This is a genomic window from Pseudoalteromonas sp. BMB (assembly GCF_001709235.1).
Lineage (GTDB): Bacteria > Pseudomonadota > Gammaproteobacteria > Enterobacterales > Alteromonadaceae > Pseudoalteromonas > Pseudoalteromonas maricaloris.
This window is the reverse complement of the sequence record NZ_MBQA01000172.1, coordinates 36,879-52,595: the sequence shown is the minus strand read 5'-3', so window position 1 is coordinate 52,595 and position 15,717 is coordinate 36,879. Positions and strand designations below refer to the sequence as shown.

Genomic DNA, 15,717 nt, shown 5'->3' with positions numbered 1-15,717 from the left:
TACCACTGAGTAGCCCCTTATCTTTACAAACCAAAAAGTGTATCGCGTAACTTATCTGAGATTTTATCAATCTCTGTATTGCATTGATTGTAGCCTTGGCAATTAATAATTGCGCTCATAACCATGTTTTCTGACGGCAGATACCAATTTAACGTCGCGTACCCAATCTCAGCACCGTTATGATGATAAACCGGTTTATTTCCGACGTGCTCGCTAAAGATACCCATGCTGTATTGCTGTCCGATGACATCAGTATCCACCCATACAGATTCGCCTAGCAATTGCTCACGCACCTTAGCGGGAATATCTGGGCTCGTTATCATGATTTTAAATAAGTCACCAAGGTCCTTAGCCGTCGATACAATCGGTGCATCAGCCACACCAATATTGGCATAGTAAGGTTGCGTATTAATTTCATTGCCCTCATCATCAACAAAGTACCCTGATGCAATTTCACCAAACGCCTTTTCGATTCCTCCATAACTCATACTACTTAAGCCAAATGGTTCAAAGATATACTCACGCATCGCCTTTGAGTGATGCTCCCCCAAAACTTTATCCATAATTAGGCCCGCCAATAAATACCCGGTATTAGAATATTTCCACGCAGCTCCGGGTTTGAAATTGGCTTCTTGATTGAGGGCAAACTGCAGTGCAAAGCTATCCGTTTTTATTAAGTCTGGCTGTTGTAATACTGCAGCAAAAAATTCACCGTTAGCATCATTGAGATAATCATATAATCCAGCCGTATGATTGAGTAACTGCCGAACATACATTTCGTCACTGTTTTCTATCTGTTGTAAAAGTTCGTCAGACAAATAATCACTTATCGGTGCATCTAGATCTAATAACTGTTGTTCATGCAACATCGCCATTAAGAGCGCTGTTACTTTTTTCCCCGCACTGCCATTTGGGATCCTAGCGTCCGTGGTCATGGGTATCGTGTTTTCTTTATCTGCTAACCCTGCAGCACCATAAAATTGAAGCGTAGGCGAGTCAATATAGAGCACAATACCTGGAATACCGACTGCAACACTTTGTTCGAGCATCGCTTGAAAATCAACTTCGGCTACGGGAGGAGAGACAGGGCTCGGTTTAGGGTTAGACGTCGATGGGCCATCATTACAACCAAATAACGACAGACCACCACACAATAATGTGACCAGTTTTAGTGTTCTCATGAGAAATACCTCGTTTCGTTTAAGTGATAAAACAATAACTAAGGTATGTATGCCATGCTGTCTCTGACTTTTTCTAAATGTATCAAACAGTAACGACTTCCTTTATTTTCATGCATAATGTCAGACCATTAATTATGGAAGGCCAGAACAAGCTGGATACAATTCGATACAACTTGCAGAAAGTCGATACAGCTATACTCGCTTACACTCACTACAGTAACTAGCAAATTAATAACTAATAGAAATTGCTATGAAAACACATTTATTGATTGCAGCCGTGCTTATGGCCGCAAATGCAGCGCAGGCCAAAAGCACTGACGCAAAAAAAGAAGGTCACGGCTATTTGGCCATTGGTTACGGGATAAATTACAACAGCGATATTTACAATAATGCCGAGACCTCGCTTTCGCCCACTGTACATGGCGCCTACTATTTTAGTAATGGTCTATTTGTCGAGTTTCCAGGCCGCGCTGAGAAGTTTGACCCAGCACTTGCACTCGGTTATCAGTTTTATGAAACAGAAAATTGGGAATTTGATGCCCTACTCTCAACCGCTCATGGGCGAATAAATTACCGTTTTGGCGGGACTCGCTATGAGCTAAACACTTCGTCTTATCTTGGGGTAAGAGCGACAGGGGATGTATTTGGCTTACAAATTAGAGCTATTGTTGCACCAAAAGTGATTAACTCAGATTATTCAGATGGTCGCTACGCTTCATTATGGATCTCTAAACCCTGGCAATACAAAAACTGGCACTTTTATACCGCAGTCGGTGCACAATACCGAAACTCGGCCATGTTAGATTATTACTACGGTGGCGCACCATTTAAAGGTTACGATGCCAAAGGCGGGGCTAATCTTGGGGTAAAGCTCGGGTTTTCACGCGCTTTAACAGAAAATTGGATAGTCGATGGCCACGTCAGCTACACCAAATATGCATCAGGTATTATGGATAGTCCTATCACCAAAGCAATTGTCAGTTTTAACGATAGAATTGAGCATGGTGAAAGCATTGGCTTGTCACTTAGCTACGTTTTTTGAGGAGCTAAATATGAAAAAACGACTATTTGGCTTAGCCCTACTCGCAATGCAAACTCAAGCGAAAGAAGAAATTAACGTCCCCGTATGGACCGTAAAACCAGGGCAATGTGTTGCGCTCGAACAAGGTCAGCAATGTTTTATCGACCTCTCAGTGACCTGGCAAACCTCTGTGGCCGGTAACTTTTGTCTCCATGCCGATGAAAAAGAGCTGGTTTGTTGGCAGCAGCAAAAAACCGCGAGTTGGCAAGGCGAGATTTTAGTTGAGAAAGATTTGCTTATTACCTTAGAAGATAACAAGGATATTCTCGCAAGCTATGCGCTGCAATATGCTTGGGTGTTTAAACAACAAAAAAGTAACGCCGTGCGTTGGCGACTTTTCTAGGAGTAGTTGTGGTAGCCGAGTTAGTCCTAATAGAAGACGATAAAGAATTGGCCCAGTGGCTGAGTGATTACCTCTCTACCAAGGGATTTTCAGTGGGGCTATATCATGATGGTCAAGACGGGCTGGAGCACGTTTTAGCCTCTCCTCCCGATTTGGTGATTTTAGACGGTATGCTGCCAAGTTTAGATGGCTTTGAAGTCTGCAAGCAACTTCGTCAGTCGCTAAGCATCCCAATATTAATGCTAACAGCAAGGGATGAGGAAATTGATGAAATTATCGGTTTAGAGATGGGTGCTGACGACTATCTCAAAAAGCCAGTAAGAGGCCGGTTATTAGAAACTCGCATAAAAGCGCTATTAAGGCGCCATCATCCTCAAGATACCGTTCCCAAACAAACACTTGAGTTTGGCGCTCTCTATATCAATAAAGAAGACAGAAGTGTTACTCTTGCTGGGCAGCCCGTTAACTTATCCAGCAATGAGTTTGATGCGCTTTGGGTACTTGCCAGTAAAGCCGGAAAAATTGTTACCCGAGATGAACTTACTAAAGCACTCAGAGGATTTGATTATGATGGGTTTGACCGCTCTATAGATTTGCGTGTTTCGCGACTGAGAAAGAAGCTAGGTGATGATGGCCAAAACCCATTTAAAATAAAGACGGTATGGGGTAAAGGATATCAGTTGGCGAAGGACGTGTGGTAATGTGGCGCTTCGTGTTTGCTTTGCTTACCATCTTAACGCTCGCAAGCGTTATCACAGGTCTGATATTTGACACGCTTATCGCCTCATCCTCAGAGAATAATGAAGCCCACTACGATCCACTTAGCACAACCGCACCAATTATTGCCGCAATGGCTAAAGACAACATACCTGAATCACAAATTATTGCGATCCCACTGCACCAAACACTAACCGCTCAACTTGTACCAAGAGCCGACTATCCACTCCCTGTGAGCTTAAGCCGCAAACTCTCTCAACAGCGATTTATTTATCTCGAAAGCGAATCCTCAGTAAGTGCTTGCATACTTATAAGCCAAGAAAATGTCTATATTTTAACAATGCAGAAGCAATTGCAGACTAAATATGGTCTGCTCATGACCTTGTTATTTTACGCTATCGTTATCGTTGTTGTCGTCGCCTTTTTAACCCCATTTATTGCTAGGCTGTTAAAGCTCAAAAATGCCGCACATCAGCTGGGTAAGGGCGAACTCAACGCCCGCGTGCAAGTCGGTACGGTATGGTACTTAAAGGATATTGAGCAAGCGTTTAATCAAATGGCACGACAAATAGCCGGGTTAATGACTGACATGAAGCTATTAAGCAGCGGACTTTCTCATGAATTACGTACGCCACTTGCAAGGGTAAGAATGGGGCTAGACACACTGGTTGAAACTCATGATGATGAGCTGCGGGCACAGTACGAAAATAGGATTAACCAAAACCTTGATGAAATGGAGCAAGTGATTGATGCTATTTTAGATTACGCAAGATTGCAGCACCGCCTTGACGACGTGGAACTTCAGCCTGTTGACTTGAATGCGATGGCTCGCCTGTTAGCCAATAACGCCCACCATCATGACTTAACACTAAAACTTTCGTCAAAACCTTGCTGGATAATCGGTGAAGGTCAGTACTTACGCATGTTAATCAATAACTTACTATCTAACGCGATAAAATATGCCAACGCTAAAATATCACTAGAAACCCGAGTCGATAATGACAAGGTTAAGCTTATTATTGAAGACGACGGGATAGGTATAAGTAACGAGGTTCGAGACAAAGTGTTACTACCATTTTATCGCGACGGTTCTCAATCACAATCAGGGTATGGTATTGGCTTGGCCTTTGTGCAACGTATAGTCACTCGTTTTGGCGGTACCATTGTAATTCAAAAAAGCCCCGCGCTGGGCGGGGCCAAAATCACTGTTTCGCTGATACAGACTCAGCAAAAGTAACGTTAACTCTGAAGCTGTGGTAAGCAGTGCTACAGTTCACCGCTTGGCAACGAAACAGTGTACAACAACCTAATATTCAAAGGGAGTTAGGTTAATGTGGTCCACTGTTGTCAGCAGGCGTTTGCCAATTACTCTGCCACACGTAGTTGCCATGGATATAAAGCAGTTTATCAGCCTGAATAAGCCCTCTATCTGCTTCGGTATACCCGAGTGCTTTGTCACTCGCTATGGGCGTTGCTACCTCGGCACGGCTACTCCCGCGATAAGTGAGTGTTGAGTCCACGCCGTGGATAATTTCAAATGCGGCGAGATCGTTTTGGCTATACCAGTTATAACTACTTTCATTCACTTGCTCTGTATTCCAGTAAACAATCGGCAAAGTGAACCGGGTTACTGAGGCATTGTCTTTTAGCATGGCCAAAGCGCGATAATCATATTCCAGCGGTGTAAATCCCCCTGTAAACGTATGATCTTTTAATAGCTTGGGTTCAGCAGGATTTGCAACATCAAACAAGCTCACTTTGGTGCCGGGCTGCACGTTTCCATCAGGATCTCCAAGGTGCTGACCTACCCCAAGAAGCAAACCGTCACCAACAGGGTGCAAATAAGAAGAGAAACCGGGGATCTCTAAACTTCCCGAGATTTTAGGCTGTGATGCGTCAGATAAATCCAGAACGTAGAGAGGGTCTATTTGTCTAAAGGTCACGATATAGGCGGTATCGTTAAAATATCTAACCGCATAAATGTCTTCATCCACAAGCCCCGTATCCGGATTAATTTTGCCAATAGGGGTTGGATTTTGGCTATTTGGTAGCGTCGCCACGGTGTTAAGTTCATTCCCTTGTGGTTTGAGCATATACAACTTATGACTATTACCGATATCTGTATCATACTGACTCGTTACTACGCGCAGAACGCCATCTTTTTCATCAAATCGAGTCGCAGCCATCGTATCGCTGACACGAGCAAGTTGACCTTCCACCTCACCAGTTGCTTGGTATGTCACCCCTTCATTCGTTAACAATAACTTATGTAATACTATGCCTGATGGCTCCCAGATTGATGTGTTGACATCGCCATCACTGCCATTAAAGGAGTAATTGTAAAGATACACAGCTGTTGCAGACATATAAAAGCCAAAGGTGCGCGTACTGACGCAAGTCGTTTTCACCTCATCAGGATTGCGAATGTCAACCTCAGTCACTGTTGTTAAGCCATTATATCCATCTTGCGCGGTAGCATCGGCAGGCAAATAACAGCCATCTGCGGCAACCAGTGGCGCTACACTTCCTTGCTTTAAATTTCTAAATTGAGGTAATAAATCGTTAATGTTAGTGTCCATTAAGCGATTGTAGCTTGCTACTTTGTCAGCGCTATTAAAACCACTGTAGCGTATAGTATGGTCGGCGATAACATAGAGTTTGTCACCGATTAATCTGCTGCCAACTAGTGAACCATCAATTTGAAAGCGTTTTTCGACCTCAGCCTGTGCGGGTAGGGATACGTTACTAAAAGCAAGCTCAATCACGCCTTGATAATTGACCTCAGGTTGCACCTCTTGCGATGACATATCATCAGCAAAATCATACTCATAGTCCATTAATACGCTGATGAGTTGATTGTTTTTAAGGTAAAGATTTTGGCTTGCAAACTCTGAATCTGATACCGCTAATTCATTAACTTGTGTAGGGACATCCGTAGCTTCTGTATCTAAGATCCTAACGAAGGTTTTGCTGTCAGTATCCGCATATGCAACGCTGGTCGAGCCACCGATGAATAAGTAACGGCCATCGAATTTAATCCGGTCGCTTTCTGATACCCCTTCAACCAGTTGATTGGTGCCTGAGTAAGGTGCACTATCTGTGGTTGCTGATGGATTTTCCAAATCATCGCCATTATTCAACCCACCGCTGGCAACGAAAATGCCGTTTTTAATAAACTGACTAAACTGTGCTGATGAAGCTGACTTCAACGGCGCAGAGCTATTATTAAGCGCGTTAAGTTCTGGTAATTTATCTTCATCATTGTCGTTACTACCACCACATGCGCAAAGGCTAGCGGCAAGCGGAAGACTGAGCCAAATTTTGCATCTCATGATATGTTTCCTTGTAAGTTAAGTGCCAACGTAAGCCTAAACTTTCACACTAAAATTTCTGTTATCTTCGCTACTTGTTTTGTTATTTAATGTTACCCTTTCTGGTAATTTGTATAGCGACTGGTAAATTACACTGGTAGTAATAATGCGCTTTGATTGACACCTCTAAAAAGCCAGTGCAAAGCCCAAATTCAGAACTGGAGTTCCAAGTTGAATAAGTTATTAATGGCCTTAACCTTGCTGATTACCACTCAGGTAAATGCCACGGCGGTGCCATGTGACGCCAATGACAGCGAATGTACGCCAGTCGATGAATGGCGATTTGGCATTGCGCTTGGCGGCGGCGTGATCTCCAACCCACTCCATGACGGTGAAAATATTCCCTTGGTTGTTGTGCCCTATATTAGTTATTACGGTGAACACCTCTTTCTTGATAATGGGACTTTGGGCTATACCTTTCACTACACTGATAAATTTGATCTTAGCTTGATCGGCACATTTAATACCGAGCAGGCCTATTTCGAGAAATTTCACCCAAGTAATATATTCGTGCAAAAAATGGGGTTTGATGCCAGCAATGAGCTGCCTGGCGGTGAATTTGCCGCAGAGCAAACCGCTATCTCCTTAGACGATATTGAGTCGAGAAAATGGGCCATAGATGGCGGCGTTTTAGCCCACTGGATAATGAGTGATAGCGTAAAAATCAGCGCATCATGGCTCACCGATATCACCAACACTTATCAAGGTTACAATGCTGATGTTGGAGTTAGCTATCGTTTTAGATTCGATAATTCACCTAACACTTATGTGTTTATTAAAGCGGGGCTAAAATGGAAAAGTCGACAACTGGTGGACTATTACTACGGCATAGACAAAGCGGATACACCGAATAGTGAGCTATGGTATAAAGGCAGCTCAAGCTTCCAACCCTATGTTAGCTTTGCCTACTCTTATCCCGTGAGTGAGTCTTGGACCTTTAAATTTAACGCCAAATATCAGCAACTTGATAGCACAATGACAGATAGCCCGATAGTCGAGGATAGCTATACCGCGACGGTTTTTGTCGGGGGAAAATATGAATTTTAGGTTGTACTTAATCATAATTATAATTTTCAGCGCACCAAGTAGAGCTTTAACCAAACCCAACAATGGCATTAATTTAGAAATAAAACCGATTACATGTATGGTGAAACAAGCAGGGCAACGCTGTGAAATGACGGCAAAAATTGCTTGGCAATCGCCCTCTAAAATGAACCTATGTTTATTTCAGGAAAAACAAAAATTACAATGCTGGGAGCAGGCCAAGGAGGCAAAATCAACACAAATTATCCAACTCTCAAAGTCCATGCTCTTTACCCTAAAAGATGCTAAAAATAACGTTGTTGCAAAACAAAATATTGAAGTACACACAAGCGTCAACCAACAATATAGACGCAAACTCAGAAGCGATTGGAGTGTGTTTTAATGGCCAAGGTATTACTTGTCGAAGATGATGTAAAACTAGCGGAGTTAACCGCAAAGTTCTTAATCCATAACGGCTTTGAAGTCGTTCAATTACACAATGGTATTAACGCCATTAAAGCGATTGAAGCAGAAAAACCCGACATTCTCATTTTAGATATTATGCTACCGGGACTTGATGGTTTTTCTATTTGCAAAGCTGCGCGCGGTGAGTTTAAAGGGCCGGTTTTATTTCTTACCGCCAAAGACAGCGACTTCGACCATGTAAAAGGGCTTGAGATCGGTGCTGATGATTACATTATCAAGCCTGTTGAGCCATATGTACTACTTGCCCGTTTGAATGCGCTATTAAGACGTACACAAAATGATGAAGTTCAGTCTGATTCCATTACCTTAGGCGAATTACAAATAGATAAATCGGACCGTAAGGTCTATTTGGCTGGAGATGAAGTTGAGCTCACAAGCTATGAATTTGATTTACTAAAGACATTGGCAGGCCATGCGGGCGAAACGCTGAGTCGAGACTATATCTATAAACATGTTGTTGGCCGCGAATATGACGGATTAGATAGAAGCGTTGACGTACGTATTAGCCGTTTGCGTAAAAAGCTTGGCGACAATCTAGAGCAACCCGCGAGGCTTATTACCGTGTGGGGTAAGGGCTACCTCTGCTCTAAGTCTGCTTGGGGCTAGTGTATTTGTGCTAAAACTATTACTCAGCCTCTATTTGGCTGTGTTTACCAGTATTGTCGTCATCAACCAAGTGAGCGAAGCTATTTGGTCTCATTGGGTGCACTCCGCGCCCGATGAGTTGCGACACGCAAAAGCGGTTGCCAACACACTGAAATCCACGATTTCCTCAGATCAGCTACCCCAAGAGTCAGAAACGCTCAAAATACTCAACATGGACGATGTCGCTTGGCTGCCTGAACAAGCCAGCACTTTAGTTCAAGGTGGTATTTTAACGAGTTTTGATGATGAAGGCCGCGCTTGGCTGACTTTCAAAGTACCCGATTCAACATTGCTGCTGCAATTAGGGCCATTAGCACCGGCGGCTTCTGCCGCCAATAAACAATGGATCATCAAGTTGCTTTCTTATGCCGTGCTCGCGTTTTTACTTATGCTGTGGATAAGACCCTTGTGGCTTGATTTATTGCAACTGAGATATATCACCGAAAATCTCACTCAAGGTCAACTGCCCAAAGCGACCCGACATTCCCGGTTTTCTGCCATTTCAAATTTAACCGAGCAGATCCGCGACTTAGCGTCTCAAGTTGCAAGGCTAATTGAAAACCAAAAACTACTCGTTAATGCGGTTTCTCATGACCTGCGCACCCCACTTGCTCGACTTAAGTTTGCTTTAGCTATGCTACCGGAGCAAAGCCGTGAGCAAGCAAGTGATATGGCGGACGATGTGGTCGAAATGGAGGCGATGATTGATGAAATGCTAGCTTACGCTCGGCTTGAATTTGAAGTAGAGAAACTTGAGATAACGCCAATTGACCTTTGTGAACTTGTCAGCGATCAGATAAGCAAACTCAATAAGCTTACCGATAAAAAAATAACGTTCAAGAAAATGAGTAATACAGTTATCATCTCTGGCAACCTACATTATCTTTCTCGGGCTTTGCAAAATATCGTACAAAACGCTGATAAATATGGTCGCTCAACCATAGCGATTAATATTGAGTGTGACAAAAGCAATGCCTATATCCATATTGAGGATGACGGTGATGGAATTCCTAAATCTCAGTGGGAGTCGGTTTTTATTCCCTTCTCACGCTTAGATGAAAGTCGCAGCAAAGATAACGGTGGTTATGGCCTAGGACTGGCTATCGTACGCAAAATCGCCACTTGGCATCGCGGCAGTTGCCATGTTGGGTTCTCCGAACTTGGCGGTGCTAAGTTTACTCTGACTTTGCCACTGGCAAACTAATTTGTCTAGGGATAGGTATAGCGGTGAATACCGCATAAAACAAAAATTTTACCTGTACCATTTTATTTGGGTAGAATTTTATACCAGTTGTATTTAAACATGACTTACAAGGAAAGTTTATGGCTTTATTAGAACAGAGATCTCTCCATCATATCGATCCGCGTCTAGCTGGCGTTGAGATGCAGTTAAAAGAGGCCTATTACAATTTAGATAAAACCACATCCAGCTTTGATAGCGATCTTGACAATAAATTGAAGCCGCTTAAACGCTATAAGTGCTGGGCAATTGGTATTGCAATCCCGTTACTATTTCTTGCGCCTTTTCTCTTAATCTCAATAATTCCTATCTACTTTTTGTTAAAACACTCTCTTAAGTCTTTCACTAAGGGAGTGTTAACTCGAGCTTATATGATGGCGCCAATTGCTTCAGCACTTAACTTAGAATATTCAGTCGGCGGTAATTTACTTATCTGCGAAGAAGCTATTAGTGCAGGTATATTAACCAAAGGAGGACGAGCTGTAGCTGAAGATGGATTTAACGGCGAAGTAAATGGCATTCATTTTTACTTTACCGAAGTGCATATACGCACGCTTCATCAGAATAATGACAGTAAACGTTTGTTTAATGGTGCAGTTATAAAACTGAGTATGCCTGAACCTGTAGATACCCCAATCGTGGTATTACAAGATGCGGGACTTTGGAACATGCTGATAAGTCGACGTCGATCTCTAAAAGAATTACAGCGAGTTAAATTTGAACAAGGAGACTTTGAAAAAGAGTATCAAGTCTATGCTAAAGATGAACAAACCTGCCGCGAAGTACTCACGCCAGAATATATGGCGAAATTGTCGCAAGTCAAAACGTTCTTTTCATCCGGTAACCTACCAAAAGGGTTAAAAATCCCCGAAGTAAAAGCCCAAATGTTTATAGAAGGTAGCGATATACTGATCACTCTTGATTATGGTGCCAATTTATTTAGCCCAAAAAAACTGCAAAATGAATATGATCCCAGCTGGGCTGAAGATATCGCAAAACAATTTTTACTGATTGAAAATCTAGCAAAAAGCCTGGTGCGCTAGCGGCAAGCTTGTTTTTTGTAGTTGAAAATACGATAACCCGACGATGAATACAGCGACACCCACCAAAAATTGAACGTGGATACAGCGGTGGTAATAACAACCGCTGTATCAATCTTAACAATCAAGGAACGGAACTATTTAGTGATTTAGTTATTGTTTTACATTAGTTTACACGTGGCTTTACGCCATAGCTGATACAGTGTTCGCTGTTCAAAATAATAATGTAAAGCGCTAACCCCCTGCGACTGTGAGCAGGTTTATCAAGTGCCTAAGGAGAACAGGATGAATTTTATAAAGCCCGCCACCTCTTTGCTTTTTGCAGTCATCATGCTCACCAATGATGTCCATGCTAATGAAGCCTTTCCTAGGCTAAAAGGACCTTGGCTTGGTCAGACACTACCAGGGTCAACCGCACAGCTCTTTGCTCCTAATATCATCTCCATTAATGGTCGTTATGAATTCGGCGTGTCGTTCTCTCCAGACCTTACAGAAGTGTATTTTACCGCCTTTAAAGAGCAAGAAAATGTAGACTCAAGCCCACAAATCATGTATTCAAAGGTAGAAAATGGACAGTGGACTCAACCTCAAACCGCAGATTTCACCCGTGGAAGAATGAGTTATGAACTGGTTCCCCACGTTAGCTTAAACGACAACCGGATTTACTTTACTGCGCGTTCAGATGACCCCAAGGAGTCTGGAATTTGGTACGTTACCCGTAGCAAAAATGGCTGGAGTGAAGCCAAAAGATTCGATTCGGCAATAAATACGGGTAAGTTTTCAGACTTCAACCAAAGCGCAAATGGCGAACCTGTTTTCTCCAATATGTCAGAACGCAAAATGTATACCGCTGAAAATAAAAACGGCGCGTTTACGACTCCCAAAGCCATTGACATTGACTTTGGATTTCATGGCTTTATTTCTCCCGCTAACGATTACCTCTTAGTTAATGCCCCACATATAGGTGATGAAAATAGAAAGGATAACGACCTATATGTCTATTTTAAGGAGCAGGATGGCACTTGGTCTAGCCCTATAAATTTAGGTGAAGGGGTCAATACCTCTTATTCAGAAACCGTCCCAAGAATTACACCCGATGGTAAATACCTGTTTTTTGGCAGATATAATGAACCCGGTGATGTATCAAACATTTATTGGGTAAGCACTGAGGTCATTGCCCGGCTAAAAGAAACTTATTTTGCCGGAAAGTCGACTAAGCAGATTTAACAGCGTATTCGATATGGCAGCTCAACTTTGAGCTGCCAGTTACCTATTTTTACTTGCTGATGGCTAATTTACACTGAGCCGAACTATTTCTCTCGCCCAGCAAACTCTACCTCAACCATCTCGATAGCGCCGCGTTTTTGCATGGTAATAAATAAGCGTTTCCCCTCCTCGCCACCAAAAGCCACATTGGTCGGGTGCTTGCCTTTCAGTTTAATTTCTTTAATTAGCTTGCCCTGAGGTGAAACCACAGCGACCACACCAGCGCCATAACGGGCGATATAAAGATTGCCTTGGTTGTCCGTGCGCATACCATCTAAGCCAAAATCGGTAAACGAGATAAATAATTGTTTGTTACTAATATTGCCTTGTTCGTCTAACTCATAGCGCCATACTTTACGCTGCACGCTTTCATTCACATAAAGTGTTTTATTGTCAGGGCTAACTTCAATGCCATTGGTGGTGCCCATATCCGCTTCTAATAGGGTTACTGCTCCGTTTGTATTTATACGCCAAAGTTTACCGCTACTGGCTTGCCAATTAGGATCGCTGGCGAAAAGAATTCCGTTGTCCATGGTCGCAAGGTCATTAGGTTGATCCATGCGATTATCGTGAGCAAATACCGTCACGGATCGTGACAAATCACCACCTTGAGCAAGTGCTGCTTTGGTGACTTTGAGCACGTTATGATTGACGTAATCGGCTATATACATATTCCCTTGTTTATCAAAGCGAATACCGTTACCAATAGAGCCATTTTTTAACGTCAGCAGGGTTTCGGCTTTGCCTTGTGCTGTCACTTTACCAATAGTGCCTTGCTGTTGATGGTTAACCGCATACAACACGCCTGCGTCGTCCACTGCGGGTCCCTCAATACCTTGCGTGAAAACACCATCCGTTATCCAATCTTGTGTATCTACAACCGTGTTGGCAGCTACATAACCACTGCTCTGTAGCAAAAATAAACTGAATATGACTTTTCTCATGACTTTCCTATTTACAATGAAGGTAAAGCGCTCGAACTGGATATATTCCAGTTATGACCACTTCATCCGTTAAATTTTGCAGCGCTAGCAGATGGCTATCTAGGTGCGGAGCCTGTAAAGCCCCTTTACAAACCTTAAGCACTTGCTGACTCCATTCAATAAACTGCGTCACCTTTAACGCCGTTGAGTGTGCTTCTGTAAGTTTGGGACTTTGCTGTAACAGTGTTAACGCCTCAAGCCCCGCTTGCCAACGTTGCAATATCGCGCCAATGTGCGCTAACGCAGTGTTATCACCAGCGATATAGCTTGCGACTCGCTCCTCAAGTAGCCTCACCTGACGGCTTTCAACCGCAACATAGTCGACAAATTTATCAAGTGCTGCAAACTGGTGATACTCGTCGTTTAAGAACTTAATATGGTGACGCGTGTAATAGTGACTTGGCTCTACAAGCTCTGCAAGATGAGTGAGTAATGCAAGCGTAGCCTTGCGCTTTGGCTCATCCAAGGTTGTGCTGATAAGCCTATTAAAACCCGCTTGTTGCTGCGTTTTATGACCTAAGCCAATGACGTTATGTGCAACATCGCTTATATGATCCAATCGCGCGTACATCTGCTTGCTATCCGTAAGCGTTTTAGCAGACCATAAACGCTCGGCAATCACAAAAAGTCGCGGCCATATTCTGACATCAAGATTATGTTCGCTGACCATTTCGCTCCAAATGGTCGCCTCGCCACCTAAAATACGAGCACCATTTTCTTGGCTTAACGGTGTTGAAACCTTGACTGGTTGTGGTTTTTCAAGCGCCTCAAGTGTGAGCGGATAACGGCTATTACCAATCATTACCGTGCCTTGTTGCTGCGCTGTATTAAACTCAAACTGTAACGGTCCCATCCAACTATCCATGGTAGCGATAAATTGCTGAGTCTTGCTAGTAATTGGCTTATCTGTTTGTGCTAGCTGATGGCGGTTGTTATTAAGCTTTATAAGCACTTGTTCGCCCAACACCACAAGCTCGCCGTTGACTGCGCTGCCTTTTAGGCGTGGGATCGTAAAGGCTAAGCTTAATACTCGCGGTTGAGTGAGATCCACTGTCGGTAGCACCGGATGTGGGTCGTTACGGTAATGAAATGATGAATACTGCGGCTGATCAATATAAAACCCGGTTGATAAAATACCTTGATAACCTGCTTCTGCAATTGCAGTTAATGAATCATGACCACGCCAAGACTGCACGACAGTATCCGTAGGCAACGCCGGATGAAAAATTTCATCCCATCCCATCATCACACGTTGGTGCTTAGCAATAAGCTTTTGTACGCGAATATTAAAGTAATTTTGCAGGTCGTGACCGTCTTTCAACGCATGTTTTGCCATTAACTCCTGTATTTCAGGGCTTTCCAACCAATGCTCAGGTTCTACCTCGTCACCCCCAATATGCAGGTAGCCGTCTGGAAATAGACTCGTCATCTCAGCCAGTAAATCGTCGATAAAGGCGTACACATCAGGACTTGCGATATTGAGCAGTGGCTTAAATACTCCCCAATGACGCTCCATCTCATAAGGTTGCGCTTTAGTCATCAGCTCTGGGTAAGCGACGGCAATCGCGCTTGCATGCCCCGGCATACCAAATTCAGGCACCACGCGGATCCCTAAAAGGCTTGCATACTCAATCACTTCTTTCACTTCTGATTGACGATAATACAATCCGTCTGAGGCCAGTTGAGTCAGCTTAGGAAACACCTTACTTTCCATTCGCCAGCCTTGGTCATCAGTTAAGTGCCAATGCAAAACGTTTAGCTTTGCCGCAGCCATACCATCGAGTTGGCGCTTTATTGTCGCAATTGGCATAAAGTGGCGAACACTATCAATAAGTAGCCCACGCCAAGGGAAGCGGGGACTATCGCTGATCGTTGTATAGGGGAGTATGAATTGACTCGATGTATTACTCTGGGCCAATTGTAATAGGCTAGCAAGACCGTGCTGCGCGCCGAAAACGGAGGTTGCGCTAAGCACTATTCCACCCTTTTCAATATGAAGCTGGTAGTCTTCTGGCATATTCAGCTGAGGAAACTGTAACTCGGTTTCGATATTTTCTACGCGAATGGTTAAGTCCGCTTTGCCACGCTTTACTACCCGTATCGGAATAGGTTTTCCAGTAATGCGCTCAATGTATTGCTGCATTCTGGCGAGCAAAAATGCCTGCCTCTGCGCACTAAAGCCGTGTATCGCAACCTTGATTTCGTTATCAAATACTAGCGAGCCTTCGGTCATACTCACTTGTTGCGGCATGGGCATAAGCGACAGTGGTGTTGCCTTTGCAGTTAAAATCGGCAACAACACGGTGAATAAAAAAACACTAAAATACATTCTCATCATTAC

The 15,717-nt window shown here is 43.4% G+C and carries 14 protein-coding genes; 10 read left to right on the top strand and 4 right to left on the bottom strand.

Annotated features, from left to right (window positions below):
- Positions 1–23: 23 nt before the first annotated feature.
- Positions 24–1,181 carry a serine hydrolase domain-containing protein gene (locus BB427_RS14920; protein ID WP_069021571.1) on the bottom strand — a complete coding sequence of 386 codons (1,158 nt, stop codon included), beginning with the start codon at positions 1,179–1,181 and terminating at the stop codon, positions 24–26.
- A gap of 250 nt (positions 1,182–1,431) precedes the next feature.
- On the opposite strand from BB427_RS14920, the gene BB427_RS14915 reads away from it, so the two are divergent.
- Genes BB427_RS14915 through BB427_RS14900 form a run of 4 tightly spaced genes read left to right on the top strand, consistent with a single transcriptional unit; the run spans position 1,432 to position 4,559 of the window.
- Positions 1,432–2,223 carry a MipA/OmpV family protein gene (locus BB427_RS14915; protein ID WP_069021569.1) on the top strand — a complete coding sequence of 264 codons (792 nt, stop codon included), beginning with the start codon at positions 1,432–1,434 and terminating at the stop codon, positions 2,221–2,223.
- A 10-nt stretch (positions 2,224–2,233) separates the two neighbouring features.
- Positions 2,234–2,605 carry a DUF3019 domain-containing protein gene (locus BB427_RS14910; protein WP_039496252.1) on the top strand — a complete coding sequence of 124 codons (372 nt, stop codon included), beginning with the start codon at positions 2,234–2,236 and terminating at the stop codon, positions 2,603–2,605.
- Positions 2,606–2,613: 8 nt separating this feature from the next.
- On the top strand, positions 2,614–3,306 hold the full coding sequence (locus tag BB427_RS14905) for a response regulator transcription factor (RefSeq protein ID WP_069021567.1): 693 nt from the start codon (positions 2,614–2,616) through the stop codon (positions 3,304–3,306).
- Positions 3,306–4,559, top strand: coding sequence for a sensor histidine kinase (locus BB427_RS14900; protein ID WP_069021565.1), 1,254 nt, complete (start codon positions 3,306–3,308; stop codon positions 4,557–4,559). Before BB427_RS14905 ends, BB427_RS14900 begins: the two co-directional genes overlap by 1 nt.
- 91 nt (positions 4,560–4,650) lie before the next feature.
- Here the strand turns inward: BB427_RS14900 and BB427_RS14895 are convergent, their stop codons facing one another.
- A complete protein-coding gene (locus BB427_RS14895; protein WP_069021563.1) occupies positions 4,651–6,654 on the bottom strand; it encodes a beta-propeller domain-containing protein in 2,004 nt (667 codons plus the stop codon).
- Between the two features lie 210 nt (positions 6,655–6,864).
- On the opposite strand from BB427_RS14895, the gene BB427_RS14890 reads away from it, so the two are divergent.
- The 6 genes from BB427_RS14890 (at position 6,865) to BB427_RS14865 (ending at position 12,354) form a co-directional block, all read left to right on the top strand.
- Positions 6,865–7,740 carry a MipA/OmpV family protein gene (locus BB427_RS14890; protein ID WP_226899030.1) on the top strand — a complete coding sequence of 292 codons (876 nt, stop codon included), beginning with the start codon at positions 6,865–6,867 and terminating at the stop codon, positions 7,738–7,740.
- A complete protein-coding gene (locus tag BB427_RS14885; protein WP_010375649.1) occupies positions 7,730–8,119 on the top strand; it encodes a DUF3019 domain-containing protein in 390 nt (129 codons plus the stop codon). The genes BB427_RS14890 and BB427_RS14885 overlap by 11 nt, the downstream gene beginning before the upstream one ends.
- Entirely contained in the window at positions 8,119–8,808 is a 690-nt protein-coding gene (locus BB427_RS14880; RefSeq protein WP_010375648.1) for a response regulator, read from the top strand. The genes BB427_RS14885 and BB427_RS14880 overlap by 1 nt, the downstream gene beginning before the upstream one ends.
- A 7-nt stretch (positions 8,809–8,815) precedes the next feature.
- Positions 8,816–10,051, top strand: coding sequence for an ATP-binding protein (locus BB427_RS14875; RefSeq protein WP_069021561.1), 1,236 nt, complete (start codon positions 8,816–8,818; stop codon positions 10,049–10,051).
- Positions 10,052–10,170: 119 nt separating this feature from the next.
- Entirely contained in the window at positions 10,171–11,130 is a 960-nt protein-coding gene (locus BB427_RS14870; RefSeq protein ID WP_069021559.1) for a DUF3137 domain-containing protein, read from the top strand.
- A gap of 282 nt (positions 11,131–11,412) precedes the next feature.
- Complete coding sequence (locus BB427_RS14865) at positions 11,413–12,354, top strand: sialidase family protein (RefSeq protein WP_069021557.1); 942 nt, start codon at positions 11,413–11,415, stop codon at positions 12,352–12,354.
- Between the two features lie 83 nt (positions 12,355–12,437).
- On the opposite strand, the gene BB427_RS14860 is transcribed toward BB427_RS14865, so the two are convergent.
- Together BB427_RS14860 and BB427_RS14855 are read right to left on the bottom strand one after the other, a co-directional pair.
- Complete coding sequence (locus BB427_RS14860) at positions 12,438–13,337, bottom strand: SMP-30/gluconolactonase/LRE family protein (protein ID WP_069021555.1); 900 nt, start codon at positions 13,335–13,337, stop codon at positions 12,438–12,440.
- Positions 13,338–13,344: 7 nt separating this feature from the next.
- Entirely contained in the window at positions 13,345–15,714 is a 2,370-nt protein-coding gene (locus BB427_RS14855; RefSeq protein WP_254663646.1) for a family 20 glycosylhydrolase, read from the bottom strand.
- Positions 15,715–15,717 lie beyond the last annotated feature (3 nt).